At 74.5% G+C, this 13635-nt stretch carries 12 protein-coding genes and 1 pseudogene; 5 read left to right on the forward strand and 8 right to left on the reverse strand.

The window, feature by feature from the left end; translation table 11 throughout:
- Window positions 1-319: 319 nt before the first annotated feature.
- A complete protein-coding gene (locus ACZ7MY_RS07965; protein ID WP_499600406.1) occupies window positions 320-2788 on the reverse strand; it encodes a SpoIIE family protein phosphatase in 2469 nt (822 codons plus the stop codon).
- Window positions 2789-3089: 301 nt separating this feature from the next.
- Here ACZ7MY_RS07965 and ACZ7MY_RS07970 point away from each other — a divergent pair, with 301 nt between their 5' ends.
- From ACZ7MY_RS07970 to ACZ7MY_RS07980, 3 genes are all read left to right on the forward strand, one after another.
- The gene (locus tag ACZ7MY_RS07970) at window positions 3090-4106 is read left to right on the forward strand and encodes an aldo/keto reductase (protein ID WP_499600407.1); all 1017 of its coding nucleotides are present in this window, start codon (window positions 3090-3092) and stop codon (window positions 4104-4106) included.
- A gap of 220 nt (window positions 4107-4326) precedes the next feature.
- Window positions 4327-5916 (forward strand): GMC family oxidoreductase, encoded by a 1590-nt coding sequence (locus tag ACZ7MY_RS07975; RefSeq protein WP_499600408.1) that lies wholly within the window; start codon window positions 4327-4329, stop codon window positions 5914-5916.
- 89 nt (window positions 5917-6005) lie between these two features.
- The gene (locus ACZ7MY_RS07980) at window positions 6006-6935 is read left to right on the forward strand and encodes an SDR family NAD(P)-dependent oxidoreductase (RefSeq protein ID WP_499600409.1); all 930 of its coding nucleotides are present in this window, start codon (window positions 6006-6008) and stop codon (window positions 6933-6935) included.
- Window positions 6936-6979: 44 nt separating this feature from the next.
- Here ACZ7MY_RS07980 and ACZ7MY_RS07985 read toward each other — a convergent pair whose 3' ends face one another.
- Complete coding sequence (locus tag ACZ7MY_RS07985; RefSeq protein ID WP_499600410.1) at window positions 6980-7576, reverse strand: TetR/AcrR family transcriptional regulator; 597 nt, start codon at window positions 7574-7576, stop codon at window positions 6980-6982.
- Between the two features lie 376 nt (window positions 7577-7952).
- Here ACZ7MY_RS07985 and ACZ7MY_RS07990 point away from each other — a divergent pair, with 376 nt between their 5' ends.
- Window positions 7953-8495 carry a GNAT family N-acetyltransferase gene (locus ACZ7MY_RS07990; protein WP_499600411.1) on the forward strand — a complete coding sequence of 181 codons (543 nt, stop codon included), beginning with the start codon at window positions 7953-7955 and terminating at the stop codon, window positions 8493-8495.
- Window positions 8496-8649: 154 nt separating this feature from the next.
- Here ACZ7MY_RS07990 and ACZ7MY_RS07995 read toward each other — a convergent pair.
- The 5 genes and pseudogenes from ACZ7MY_RS07995 to ACZ7MY_RS08015 form a co-directional block, all read right to left on the reverse strand.
- Window positions 8650-8994: pseudogene (locus ACZ7MY_RS07995) on the reverse strand (substrate-binding domain-containing protein); the annotation flags it as partial.
- Window positions 8995-9098: 104 nt separating this feature from the next.
- Window positions 9099-9431, reverse strand: a complete 333-nt coding sequence (locus ACZ7MY_RS08000; RefSeq protein ID WP_499600412.1) for an STAS domain-containing protein — start codon at window positions 9429-9431, stop codon at window positions 9099-9101.
- A complete protein-coding gene (locus ACZ7MY_RS08005) occupies window positions 9428-10753 on the reverse strand; it encodes a PP2C family protein-serine/threonine phosphatase (protein ID WP_499600413.1) in 1326 nt (441 codons plus the stop codon). The genes ACZ7MY_RS08000 and ACZ7MY_RS08005 overlap by 4 nt, the downstream gene beginning before the upstream one ends.
- The gene (locus ACZ7MY_RS08010; RefSeq protein WP_499600414.1) at window positions 10750-11553 is read right to left on the reverse strand and encodes an alpha/beta fold hydrolase; all 804 of its coding nucleotides are present in this window, start codon (window positions 11551-11553) and stop codon (window positions 10750-10752) included. The genes ACZ7MY_RS08005 and ACZ7MY_RS08010 overlap by 4 nt, the downstream gene beginning before the upstream one ends.
- Before the next feature lie 317 nt (window positions 11554-11870).
- Window positions 11871-12320 (reverse strand): SRPBCC family protein, encoded by a 450-nt coding sequence (locus ACZ7MY_RS08015; RefSeq protein WP_499600415.1) that lies wholly within the window; start codon window positions 12318-12320, stop codon window positions 11871-11873.
- 259 nt (window positions 12321-12579) lie between these two features.
- Here ACZ7MY_RS08015 and ACZ7MY_RS08020 point away from each other — a divergent pair, with 259 nt between their 5' ends.
- The gene (locus tag ACZ7MY_RS08020; protein ID WP_499600416.1) at window positions 12580-13272 is read left to right on the forward strand and encodes an HAD family hydrolase; all 693 of its coding nucleotides are present in this window, start codon (window positions 12580-12582) and stop codon (window positions 13270-13272) included.
- 83 nt (window positions 13273-13355) lie between these two features.
- On the opposite strand, the gene ACZ7MY_RS08025 is transcribed toward ACZ7MY_RS08020, so the two are convergent.
- On the reverse strand, window positions 13356-13529 hold the full coding sequence (locus ACZ7MY_RS08025; RefSeq protein ID WP_499600417.1) for a CsbD family protein: 174 nt from the start codon (window positions 13527-13529) through the stop codon (window positions 13356-13358).
- Window positions 13530-13635: the final 106 nt, after the last annotated feature.

A 13635-nucleotide genomic window follows, 5' to 3' on the forward strand; every position in this document is an offset into this window, starting at 1 on the left:
CGGCGTACCGCTCCCCCGCGCCGGCTTCCTCGCCGACGGCGCGCACGGCGGCGGCGCGCACGGCGGCGGCGCGCACGGCGGCGAGCGGTGGGCCACATCACGGAGGGTGCGCGCCTCGCGGAGGCCGTCGCCGCGGACGGCGTCCGGAGTGGCGGGGTGGCGTCACCTGGCGCCGGCGGGCACCGTCACGCCTGGCCGGCAACCGGCCGGGCGCGACCCTTATCGTCGTCGGCGATCCGGTTCCCGTGGAAACCGAAGGCGCCACGCGACGGGGCGAGTGCGCCCTGCCACCGGCGCGGCGGTGCCGGATCCTCGCCGCTCATCGTGCCGCCGTCCCGTCCGTGCCGTCCCGCCCCGGGCCGGCGGGCCCGAGGGGTTGTTCGGACCAGACCGTCTTCCCGCCCTTCCCGTAGCGGGCGCCCCACCGCTCGGCGAGCTGGGCGATCATGAACAGGCCGCGGCCGCCCTCGTCGGTCGTCCGGGCGTGCCGCATGTGCGGGGAGGTGCTGCTGCCGTCGAAGACCTCGCAGATGAGCGTGCGGTCGCGGATGAGCCGGAGCGTGACGGGGTCCGCGCCGTAGCGGATGGCGTTGGTGACCAGCTCGCTGACGACCAGCTCGGTGGTGAAGCTGTGCTCCTCCAGCCCCCAGGCGGCCAGTTGCCGGACCGCCTCGGACCGGGCGGACGCGACGGCCGCGGGGTCGTGGGGGATGTCCCAGGACGCGACGCGCCCCTCCCCCAGGGCGCCCGTCCGCGCCAGGAGCAGCGCGACGTCGTCCGCGGGCGTGCCGTCGGCCAGGCCCGCGACGGCGGCCTCGCACAGTTCCTCCAGAGGGGTCCAGGGCGCCGCGAGGGCGTCGACCAGGTGCCGGAGCCCGCGGTCCGTGTCGAGCGAGCGGCTGTGGATCAGGCCGTCGGTGTAGAGCGCGAGGACGCTGCCCTCCGGCAGCGGGACGCAGAGGGCCTCGAAGGGCAGGCCACCGAGCCCGAGGGGCGGGCCGCTGGGAAGGTCGAGGAGCCGGGCGTCGCCGTCCGGGGTGACGAGCACGGGCGCCGGGTGCCCGGCGCGCGCGAGCGTGCAGTGCCGGGAGACCGGGTCGTAGACGGCGTAGAGGCAGCTCGCCCCCAGGACGCCGGACGGATCGGCGGCCCCCAGGGCGATCCGGCTGACGACGTCGTCCAGGTGGGCGAGCACCTCGTCGGGGGCGAGGTCGATGTCCGCGAGGGTCTGCACGGCGGCACGCAGGCGTCCCATGGTGGCGGCGGCGTGGATGCCGTGTCCGACGACGTCGCCGACGACGAGGGCGACCCGGGCCCCGGACAGCGGCAGGACGTCGAACCAGTCGCCGCCGACGCCGGCCTCCGTGTCGGCGGGCAGGTAGCCGTAGGCCGCCTCGACGGCGTTCTGCGCCGGCAGGTCCACCGGGAGCAGGCTGCACTGCAGGGTCAGTGCCGCGGCGTGCTCGTGGGTGTAGCGGCGGGCGTTGTCGATGCAGACCGCGGCGTGCGCGGTGAGTTCCTCGGCGATGTCCAGGTCCCCGGGCCGGAAGGGACCGGAGTCCCGGGAGCGTGCGAAGGTGGCCGCTCCCAGCGTGGTGCCGCGCGAGCGGATGGGCACGGTCATCCGGGAGTGGACGCCGAGGCGGCGCTCGTGGGCGCCGCGCACCGGGTCGTCGGCGTCGCGCCGGTGGCCGCCCGGGGCCACACGGGAGACGAGCGACGGAAGGCCGCTGGACATCGCACGCGCGGTGGGCGACCGCGGGAGGTACGGGCAGGGCCCGCCCCGCGGGACGGGCGGCGGGACGTCGCTGCGGGTGGAGCGGTAGCCGGCCGAGCGCAGGCTCGCCGTGGCGGCGGCGTCGGCCGGTCCCGGCGGCGGCTCCTCACCGCGGAGCACCGCGGCGAGGAGGTCGACGGTGACGTGGTCGGCGAGCCCGGGGACGGCGGCGTCCGCCAACTCCTGCGCGGCGGCGGCGACGTCGAGCGTGTTGCCCATGCGCTTGCGGGCCTCGTTCAGCAGCGTGAGCTTCTGCTGGGCGCGGTGGTGGTCGGTGGTGGACAGGACGATGTAGCAGACGCCGAGCGCCCGCCCGTCCTCGGCCTCCAGCCGGAAGCACGAGGTGGAGTACGCCACTTGGTCCGGGTCCGCCAGGACGCGTCCGAAGTGCTTGCGGCCCGAGGAGGCGATCCCGGTCTCCAGGACCCGGCAGATCTCGGCCTGGGTGCGCGCCAGGTCCAGTCCGGGCAGGACCTCGGCCGGGCGGCGGCCGAGGAACCGCTCCCGGGGAACGCCGCACATCTCCTGCATGGCGTCGTTCACCCAGGTGAAGCGGAGTTCGGTGTCGAGTACGGCCATGCCCACCGGCGCGGTGGAGGTGATCCCCTCCAGCAGGGAGCGACTGGCGCGGGCCCACCAGGTGCGGGCGGTGTCGGCCGCGAGGATCACGCGCACGGCCGGCCCGCCCGGGGCGGGGACGGGCAGGATCTCGACCTCCAGGTCGAGGCGGCGGCCGTCCCCGCGGCGTACGACCTGCCGGCCCTGCCATCCGCGCTCCGATCCGAGCCGGCCGGCGAGACCGGGGGCTCCGGCCTCGGGCGCTCCGGTTTCGACGGCTCCGGGTTCGACGGCTCCGGGTTCGACGGCTCCGCCCTCGGGGGCTCCCGTGTCCGAGGCCGGGAGGACGTCCGCCAGGGGTCTGCCCACCGCCTCGCGGGCCGGGCAGCCGAGGAGGGCCGCGGCCCCGTCGTCCCATCCGCGGACGACCGCGGCGTCGTCGACCACGATCACGGCCGTCGCCGGACCCAGGGGGGTACCTGCCGCCGTGGAGGGACCTCTCGTAAGAGCACCCATGCCGGCCATCCCTTGCAGCTGTGTCCCGGGCCGAACGCACCGCTCCCATCCGGATACGGGGCTCTTCCCACCCTAACCGGGGCAGGTCGCCCCGAGCGGCGCCCCCACCGGCCCCGTCGCCCGGCCACGGCCGCCGCCACCTGCGCGCTTGCTTGTCCTCGGGCGAGGACTTAGCTTTGTCCTCAGCTGAGGACATCCCGTCCCCGCTGCTCACAGCGGCAGAAAGGCCGGCTTCGCCATGCCCATCCCCGTTCGCCACCTCGGTCCCGACGAACTCGCCGTCGGCGCCGTGGGTTACGGCGCCATGAGCTACGCAAACCCCTACGGGCAGTCCGGCTACGACCCCGAGCGGTCCGCCCGGGAGATCGTCGACCGCGCGCTGGACGCCGGGGTCACCCTCTTCGACACCGCCGAGGGCTACGGCGACAGCGAGGAGATCCTCGGCCGCGCGACGGCCGGGCGCCGTGACCGGCTCGTGCTCGCCACCAAGTTCGGCATCGTCTCGGGTCCCTTCGGCGGGTCCGAGGCCCGGATGGACGGCAGCCGCGGCTACATCCGCAAGGCCGTCGAGCGCTCCCTGAAGCGACTGGGCACCGACCGCATCGACCTCTACTACCAGCACCGCGTCGACCCCCGGACACCGATCGAGGAGACGGTCGGTGCGATGGCCGAACTCGTCGCTGAGGGCAAGGTCCTCCACCTGGGCCTCTCCGAGGCCGCGCCGGACACCCTGCGCCGTGCCGCCGCCGTGCACCCGATCACGGCGCTGCAGACCGAATGGTCGCTGTGGGAGCGCGGGATCGAGCCCGAGATCCTTCCGGTGTGCCGGGAACTCGGCATCAGCGTCGTCCCGTACAGCCCGCTGGGACGCGGCGCGCTCACCGGCACGATCACCTCGCGCGAGGAGCTGCCGGAGCACGACCACCGCCGCGCCCTGCCCTGGTACTCGGAGGCGAACTTCGACCGCAACATGCGGACGGTGCGGGCCGTACGGGACATCGCCGAGCAGCACCAGGCGACCCCCGGGCAGGTGGCCCTCGCCTGGCTGCTGGCCAAGGCCCCGGACGTCACCCCCATCCCGGGCACCCGCCGGGCGGCCTTCCTGGCCGAGAACGCCGCGGCGGCCGAACTCGTCCTGACCCCTGAGCAGCTCGCCGCCCTCGACGCCCTCACCGTCACGGGCGACCGGGAGCAGGCCTCAGCGATGGCCGCGACCAACTGGTTCGACGGCGTCACGCCGCCCCTGCCGGCCTGACCGACCGGCCGTCGGCGCCCGGTGCGGCCCGCGTCCTCCCGAGGACGGCCCGGACTCCCGTGGCCGACCGGGATCCCGGGAACGGCCGGGCCGGTCATGAGGCGCACGCACAGGGGCGGTGCGCGTTCCTCATTGGACGCGTCAACCACGGGAATTTACCGTGGTCACGAGGGCCCCCGTCCGGGCCGGGGGCCCCTTGCCCCTGCGAAGGAGTACGTCCATGGCCGACACCGCCACCGCCGGGGACCCGCGTGCCGCGGACGAGGTGTTCGACCACGTGATCGTGGGCGGAGGCGCCGCCGGATGCGTGCTCGCGGCACGCCTCAGCGAGGAACCGCCGGTGCGCGTGCTGCTGCTGGAAGCCGGGCCGGCGGACACCGACCCGCGCATCGCGCCGCCGCACGGCCTGTTCCAGGGGCTGCTGCGCGGGGAACTCGACTGGAGCTACGACACCGTGCCGCAGCCCGGGCTCGGCGGCCGCGGTGTCCCCCTCTCGGCGGGACGCGTCCTGGGCGGCGGCGGTTCCATCAACTACCAGGCCTGGTACCGGGGTCACCGCTCGGACTACGACGGCTGGGCCGGGCAGGGGATGAAGGGCTGGAGCTACGAGGAGGTCCTGCCCGCCTTCCGCCGCAGCGAGGACCACGAACTGGGGGCTTCGCGCCTGCACGGCGTCGGGGGCCCGATCCCGGTCACCACGCCGAAGGACGTCAGCCCGCTGTCGCCGGCGTTCGTCGCCGCCGGCGTCGAGTACGGCCTGCCGCTCAACCGGGACTTCAACGGTGCCGAACTCGACGGCGTCGGGCCGCTGTACAGCAACGTCCGGGACGGCGAACGGTACAGCTCGGCGCGCGGCCATCTGCGTCCCGCCATGGGCCGCCCCAACCTGACCGTCCGCACGGGCGCGCTCGCGCACCGCGTGCTGCTCGACGGCACGCGCGCGACCGGCGTCGAGTACACCGACGCCGCGGGCACGCACCGTGCCCGCGGCCGCTCGGTGATCCTGTCGGCGGGGGCGGTGCGCTCCCCGCAGTTGCTGATGCTGTCGGGCATCGGCCCGGCCGCCCACCTGGCCGCGTGGGACATCCCCGTGGTGCAGGACCTGCCGGGGGTGGGAGCCGGCCTCCAGGACCATCCCTCGGCACTGGTCGGCTGGCCCGTGGTGCGCGGCTCCACGTGGCTCGACGCCCACAGCGAGGAGAACCGGGCCCTGTACGCCGCCCGTCGCCGGGGACCGCTGGCCTCCATCGGCCAGGCCGGCGCCTTCCTGCGCTGCGGCGGCGGCGCCGAGGCCCCGGACATCGAGCTCACCCCGATGCTGATCGACCTGCTCGGCAACAGCGCGCCCGGGTTCTCCTGCCTGGTCACGCTGCTGGCCCCGGAGAGCCGCGGCACGGTGCGGCTCGCCTCCACCGACCCGGCGGCGGCGCCGCTCATCGACCCGCGGTACTACGCCGCGGCCGCGGAGCGGGAACTGATCGTGGCCGGGCTGCGCAGCACCCTGGAGCTGTGCGACAGCCCGATCATGCGCGCCCTCATCGGCCCCGCCTCGTACCCCACCGCCAGGGACGACGCCTCCCTGCTGCGGTCCGCCCGTGAGTCCACGGTCTCCATCAACCACCCCGCGGGCACCTGCCGGGCGGGCGACGACGAGCAGTCGGTCGTCGACCCCGGGCTGCGGGTGCACGGCATCACGGGGCTGCGCGTCGTCGACGCCTCCGTGATGCCCGCCATCCCGCACGGCAACACGTACGCGCCGTCCGTGATGGTGGGGGAACATGCGGCCGAGCTCATCCGCCGAGCGGCCTGAACCCCGCACACCCGGACCGCTGAACCCCGCACACCCCGACCGCCGCGAGCGGCACCCCTGACGCCCTTTCACGAAGGAAGAGTCCACCCATGCCCGCCATCACCACCCCCTTCGGCTTCTCGAGCACGGCCGCGGACGTCGTACGGGGCGTCGACCTCACCGGCCGCCGCGCGCTCGTGACCGGTGCGTCGTCCGGCCTCGGCGCGGAAACGGCCCGGGCGCTGGCCTCGGCCGGTGCGGAGGTCGTCCTCGCGGTCCGCGACACGGCCGCGGGCGAGCACGTCGCCCGGCGCATCGCCGAGGGCACCGGGAACTGCGGCCTGAGCGTGACCCGCCTCGACCTCGCCGACCCGGCGTCCGTCGCCGCCCTCACCGCCGCGTGGCGTGGCCCGCTGGACATCCTGGTCAACAACGCGGGCGTCATGGCGAGCCCCGAGCGCCACACCGAGCACGGCTGGGAGTGGCAGTTCGCCACCAACCACCTGGGGCACTTCGCCCTGACGACCGGTCTGCACGAGGCACTCGCCGCCGCCGGGGACGCCCGGGTCGTGACGGTCAGCTCCAGCGGCCACCAGTTGTCCCCCGTCGTCTGGGACGACGTGCACTTCGCCTTCCGCCGCTACGACCCGTGGCTCGCGTACGGACAGTCCAAAACCGCCAACGTCCTGTTCGCGGTGGAGGCCACCCGCCGCTGGGGCGACGACGGCATCACCGCGAACGCCGTGATGCCCGGCGCCATCCGCACCAATCTGCAGCGGCACATCGCGGACGCCGGCAGCAGGGTTCCCGCCGAGCTCATGAAGACCGTCGAGCAGGGCGCCGCCACGTCGGTCCTCGTCGCGGTGTCGCCGTTGCTGAAGGGCGTCGGCGGCCGCTACTTCGCCGACTGCGGCGAGGCCGCGGTCCTCGACCGCCGGGGCGCCCCGCTGCAGGGCGTCGCCCGCTACGCCGTCGACCCCGACAACGCGCGGCGTCTGTGGACGCTCTCGGAGCGGGTGATCGCGAACGCCGGCCGTTGAGGCCCCGCCGCCGACGATGGGGCCCGCTGCGCACGGGTGTCCGGCTACCCCCGGTCCGCGGACGCCCCGGGTGCGACGGCGACGGCGTCGAGGGCCCGGTGGAGCAGCGGGATCAGCTCCTCGGCCTCCGGCTGGTTGAGCTGGGTGTTGCCCAGGACCAGGCGCGTGAGCAGGACGCCGGAGCAGATCGCGACCAGGAGCGCCGCGCGGCCCGCGGTCCGTTCGCCGGGCAGCGCGTCGGCGAGCAACTGCTGGTAGTTCCGCTCGATGCTGTCCCTCATGATCTCCACCGCCCGCGGGTTCGTCGCGGACCGCAGCGTCAGCAGCAGCCCTTCCAGGGCGGACTCGTCGGATTCGAGCAGGAGCGCGCGGGCCGCGTCCGCGTTCAGCTCGGGCGTCATCATCAGCGTCTTCTGGTAGGCCAGGGCGACGACTTCCGCGAACAGCTGCTCCTTGGAGCCGAAGTAGCGGCCGATCAGCCGGGGGTCCACACCCACGGCCCCGGCGATCTCCCGTACCCCCGCGCCGTCGTAGCCGTGCTCGACGAACAGCCGCCGGGCGGACTGGAGGATCGCCGCCTTCGTGGCGGCGGCGTCCCTGCGTCGCGTGGTGGCCGGCCGGGCGCCGTCGTCGTGCTGCATGCGCACCAGGATACGGAGTGCGAGGGTGGCCGCCGTGCCCGTGCGTCCACCCGTCGCGGGCGGGCGGCGGCGTCAGCGGCTCGGACGCGGCCGTGCGCTCACGGGCTCCCCTTCGCGCCGCTGTCACAAAACCGTGGGCCGTCCGGTCTCCCCGTATGCAGGTCGTCCCGGGGCCGGAAGTCCGTGCCGGTACCCGGGCGGCCCGCACCCCGGCAAGGGGGCCCTCGGCTTCGCGTCCCCGCGGGCACGGTGGCCCTCGTCACAGCCGCCGGACGCCCGCTCCACGGCGGTGGGGCGGGCGCTCGGTCCTGGTCCCCCCGTTCCGGTGACCGCAAATCGGTTTGCCGCCGGGCGTCCGGGCCGATAGGAAGCTCGCATGCTACGAGGCAGCAAGGTCGGGCTGAGGGCCCGGCACGAGGAAGACATCCCGATCCTGCGGACCGAGCTCTACGAGGACGTGGCGGGCGCCTCGCGGGCCGAGGGCGGGCCGTGGCGGCCGGTCACCCCCGGCTCCAAGGATCCACGGCTCGTGGTGGACGACGACGATCACCGGCGCGTCCCGTTCTCCGTGGTGGAACTGGAGGGCGGCACGCTGGTCGGCACCGCGGCGCTCTGGGGCATCGACACCCACAACCGGTCCGCGCACGTCGGGCTGGGGCTGCTGCCGTCCTCGCGCGGCAAGGGTTACGGCACCGACGTCGTCGCGGTGCTGTGCGACTACGGGTTCGTCGTGCGCGGCCTGCACCGGCTGCAGATCGAGACGCTGTCGGACAACCTCCCGATGCTGCGCTCCGCCGAGCGCAACGGCTTTGTGCGCGAGGGCACGCTGCGGTCCTCCGCCTGGGTGATGGGCGAGTTCCTGGACGAAGTGCTGCTGGGCCTCCTCGCCCGGGACTGGAAGCAGGGCTCAGGAGCCTAGGTTCCGCCGGGCCGTCGGGCGCGGGCGGCCGGGCCGTCGGGCGCGGGCGGCCGGGCGTCGGTCCGGACGCGGGCAGCGCCGACGCCGGCAGCACGAGCCCCGGGGCGAGTGGCACTTGCGGGCGGGCACGAGGATCCGCCGCGGGTGCCTCCCGGTGGCTCCCGGCCATCTGTGCGAAGAGCAGGTCGACCGCCGCCTCGCCCATCTCCCGGTACGGGACGCGGACGGCCGTGACGGGCGCCCCGGCCAGCGGCGCCAGTGCGGTGGCGTCGTAGCCGACGACCGGGACGTCCAGGGGGTCCGGGGCTCCGTGCCCGGCGGCGAGGGCCCGGGCGGCGCCGACCGGCAGGCCGCCGTTGGTGCACAGGAGACCGTCCGGGCGCTCCTGCGGGGGCTGTCGAGCGATGGCCTCGGCACAGACGATCCCCGCGGTCAGGGGCGCGCCGGCCGCGCGGATGACCTCCAGGGCGACGCCCGGTGCGGCACCCAGGGCGGCCATGGCACCGCGCAGTTGGCCCCCGGCACACCCCCGCGCCGCCGTCGGCTGACGCCCCGGCGGGCCGGCCCGTCCAAGGATCCGGCCCACCGCGGCGGTGCCGGGCCTCAGGCCGGACGGCCGGTGCCGGGGAGGATCGTGAAGACCCGGTCCAGGCCGACCTGGGTGAGCGTGCGCAGCAGCGCGGCCGGGACCGCCGTCAAGGCGACGTCGGCGCCCGCCGCGAGGGCGAGGTGACGCGCCGCCAGGAGCGCCGTGATCCCGGACGAGTCGCAGAAGTCCACCCCGGACAGCTCGAACGTCAGGCACTGGCCCGGTTCGAGGACGAGGCGTTCGGCCCGCAGGCGCAGTTCCGCCGCCCGGTCGTAGTCGAGTTCGCCGGACAGGTGCAGCACGGGGCCGGTCGACGTGTGCCGATGGGTGATGGTCAGTGGTGTCATCGTGGGGTGTTCGTTGCCAAAGGGGCGGACGGATGGGTCGCCGGGACTCCGAGGGCGAGCAGGGCGGTGTCGTCGTCGACTCCCTCGCCGAAACCGTCCAACAGCCCGGTCAGGGCGGTGACGATCCCGGCGGGCGCCGCAGGTGCGCGCCCGGCGGCGAAGGCGAGCAGGGCGTCGTCGCCGAACTCGCTGTCGCGGGTCGGGCCGGTGCGGGCCTCGGTGAGTCCGTCGGTGTAGAGGAGCAGGGTGTCGCCGGGGGTCAGGGTGGTGGAGGTGGTCGTGAAGGGCGTGGTGGGGAGGACGCCGACGAGCATGCCGCCGGGGGTCGGCAGGTACTCGGCGCGGCCGTCGGCCCGCAGTACGAGGGCCGGGGGGTGCCCGCCGGAGGCCAGCCGGACCTCGACGGCGCCGCCGCGGGCGCCGAGGTGGAGGATGCCGAAGATGCAGGTGCAGTAGCGGGGGTCGCCGCCGGCGGAGTACCGCTCGTGCAGGGCGGCGTTCAGCGTGTCCAGCGCGACGACGGGTTCGGGGTCGTGCTGGGCCGCGGCGCGCAGGGTGTAGCGGGTCAGTGAGGTGACCGCGGCCGCCTGCGGCCCCTTGCCCGAGACGTCCCCGAGGAAGAAGGCCCACCGGCTGCCGTCGACGGGGAACAGGTCGTAGAAGTCGCCGCCCAGCCGGTCGGGTCCGGCCGTGCGGTAGTGGGCGGCCGTCTCCATGCCGGGCACGGACGGCAGGGCGGTGGGGACGAGCGCCTGCTGTAGCGCCGCGAGGGCCTCGGTCAGCCGCTCCCGGTCGGCCTCGGCCTGCCGGCGTGCGCCGTCCGCCTCGGCGCGGGCCCGCTCGGCCTCCTGCCGCCTGCGCAGCAGTTCCTCCTCGTAGGCACGCCGGTCGGAGGCGTCGAAGACGGTGGTGCGGATCAGCAGCGCCTCGCCCTCGCTGCCGTACTTGACGACCGAGGAGACCAGGACCGGCAACCGGCCGCCGTCCCGGGTCGTCAGTTCCAGGGCGATCCCGCGCAACTCGCCCTGCATCCGCAGCAGGGGCGCGAAGTGCGTCTCGTGGTAGAGCCGCCCGCCCACGGACAGCAGGTCCGAGAAGCGCCTGCGTCCCACGACGTCCTCGCGGACCATGCCCAGCCACCCCAGCAGGGTGGAATTGATCCTGGCGATGGTGCCGTCCATCAGCGTGGACAGGTAGCCGCAGGGCGCCGACTCGTACAGCTCGTGGACGTCGTCCTCCAGAAGTGCGCTGAAGGCCGCGTCCGTACGCGCGCCCTGCCCGGCTCCCGGCGGGTCCGGCCGGCCGCCGCTGCGGCTCGTCACGGCCGGCCCTCCAGGAAGCCGAGGATCGCCTGCGCGGTGGCCTCCGGCGCGCTCAGCTGGGGGCAGTGGCCCGTGGCGTCCAGGGTGACCAGTTGGGAGGCCGGGATCGCTGCGTGCACGTAGGCCCCGACCTCACGAGGGGCGATGGCGTCCTGTTCGCACTCCAGCACCAGGGTCGGGACGGTCACGCTCCCCAGGTCGTCCCGGCTGTCCGACAGGAAGGTGGTGCGGGCGAAGGCACGGGCGATGTCGGGGTCGGTGGCGCAGAAGCTGTTGGTCAGCTCCTGGCCCAGCTCGGGCCGCTCCGGGTTGCCCATGATGACCGGCGCCATGGCGGACGACCAGCCGAGGTAGTTCGACTCCAGGGAGCCCAGCAGCTCGTCGATGTCCGCCGCGGTGAAGCCGCCCCGGTAGCCGTCGTCGTCGATGTAGCGGGGTGACGGCGCGACCATCACCAGTGCCCCCACCCGCTCCGGGGCGGCCTGCGCCGCCAGGACGCCGACCATGGCGCTGACCGAGTGCCCGACGAGGACCGCCCGTTCGAGGTCAAGCTCCCGGCAGACGTCGACGACGTCCTGGGCGTAGCCGTGGAGGGTGGAGTACCTCTCATGGTCCCAGGCCGACAGGTCCGAACCGCCGGAGCCCACGTAGTCGAAGAGCACCACCCGGTACCGCCCGGCCAGCGCGGGCACGATCAGACGCCACATGTTCTGGTCGCACCCGAACCCGTGGGCGAGCACCACCACCGGGCCGTCGGCCGGGCCGGTGACCGTCACGTTGTTCCTCCGACGGATGTCCATGCCCGTCATCCTTCCAGCCTGCGGGAGGCGGGGCTCCGGGACCCCTGGCCTGGCGGGGCGGCGCCGCTCGCCACCGCGTGGGGAGAGGATGACGGGACGCGGTCGCCGACCGCCGCCCCGGGCCTCGCCGGTCACCGTGGGAGCGCCGCAGGGAAGGCGCGCCGTGCCTCCGCCCGGTCGCCTTGCCCCGGACAGGCCGCCGAAACCTCGGGGGAGAGCCCCGCCGTACGCCGTGCGCGGCGCATCGCACGCGGCTCCGGACGGCGCAGGTCCCGGACGCCGCCGGGCGTCCGGGACCTGCCTGCCGGGAAGGGCGCCTACACCTCGCCGCGCCAGGAGCCGCTCTCCATGCCGCGCGTCTCGATGTACTCCTTGAACCTCTTGAGATCGCCCTTGGCCTGGCGCCTGACGACGCCGAGCTTGTCGGCCACCGTGTCGACCACGCCGTGCGGCTCGTGGTCGAGCTGCAGCATGACCTTGGTGTGCCGGTCGTCCAGGCGGTGGAAGGTGACCACCCCCGCCTGGTGGACGTCCCCGCCCACCGTGGTCCAGGCGACCCTCTCGTCGGGGATCTGCTCACTGATCTGGGCGTCGAACTCGCGCTTGACGCCGTCGACCTTGGCGACCCAGTGCGTCAGGGTCGGCGTACGCTGCTCGATCCGTTCCACCCCCTCCATGAACCGGGGGAACTCCTCGAACTGCGTCCACTGGTTGTACGCCGTCGTGACCGGCACCGCGACCTCGACCGACTCCTCAACCGTCGACATGTGCCCACCTTCCTGGTCGGCATCCGCTTCGGGATGCGGCGTCTGTTTCTCTCGTGGCCCGCGCCTGCCCGGGAGGACCGGGGGCAAACACCGCCCCGCGCTCCCCCGGCACACGGACCGGCCGGCCGCGCCGCTTCCCGCGCTGGCACCGGCCGCCCGCAGGTGGGACGGTGAGGAGGGAGCGGTACGCCGCGATCCCTGTCGGTCCTGCCGCGTTCTCGGCTCCCTGGTGGACCCGACGATCCTGGAGGTCGGGCGGATGGATCCCCGGCACGCACTGGCGTTGTTCGACTTGGACGGCACGCTCGTGCGCCGGCGTACGTCGTTCAGCGACGCGGTGACGGCGCTGTGCCTGGAGCACGGCTTCGGGGTCGAGATCAGGGCCTGGATGCTCAGCGAACTGGCCGACCGTGCCAATGCCGACGACTTCGTGCGGCTGTGCCATGAGTACGTGCCGGACGGCGGGGCGCAGTTGTGGCGGGAGTTCGTCGACCGCATGGCGGACGCCGTCACCTGCGACCCCTCGGTCCTCCAGGGGCTGGAGCAGCTGCGGGCGGACGACTGGCGCATCGGCATCGTCGCCAACGGGGCCTCCGACGTGCAGCGCGCCAAGATCGGCGCGACGGGACTCGCCGGGCTCGTCGACGGTGTGGCGGTCTCGGGCGACATCGACGTCCGCAAGCCCGACACGCGTCTGTTCGCGCTCGCGGCCGCGCGCTGCCGAACGCCGCTCTCGCCCGCGGCATGGATGACGGGCAACAGCCCCACCGCGGACGTCGGTGGTGGACACCGGGCGGGCATCCACACCATCTGGGTTCGAGGACATCGGTGGCCGGACGGGTTCCCCGCTCCTTTCCGCACCGTCGACGGTGTGACCGACGCGATCTCCTACCTGCTCCGCGACGGATGCCGCCACGGGGAAGCGGGCGGTTGGGAGCCGGGGAGCCGGTGACCCACACGCCCGGCGTGCGCGCACGCGTGTGGGGCAGCCCCCGAGCGGCTGCCCCACACGCCGGACCGTCCGGATGCGGCTGCTCAGTGCCGGCCGATGTCCTTGATCTTCTCCTTGGCCTGGCGGGCGTCGCCCTTGGCCTGCTGCATGCGGCCCTCGGCCGTCAGCCGCTCGTTGCCCACGGCCTCTCCGGCGGTCTCCTTGGCCTTGCCGACGGCCTGCTCGGTCTTCGCCTTGGCCTTCTCGTCCGCGGCCATGCTGCTCACCTTCCTGACATCGGGATCATGTGCTGTGACCTCGTCTGACCGCTGTGCCCGGTCGTAAACACGGTGGTCCGAGCCGCTCGCGAGGTGCTCCCGTGAA

The sequence above is a fragment of the Streptomyces sp. NPDC111520 genome, assembly GCF_055635295.1.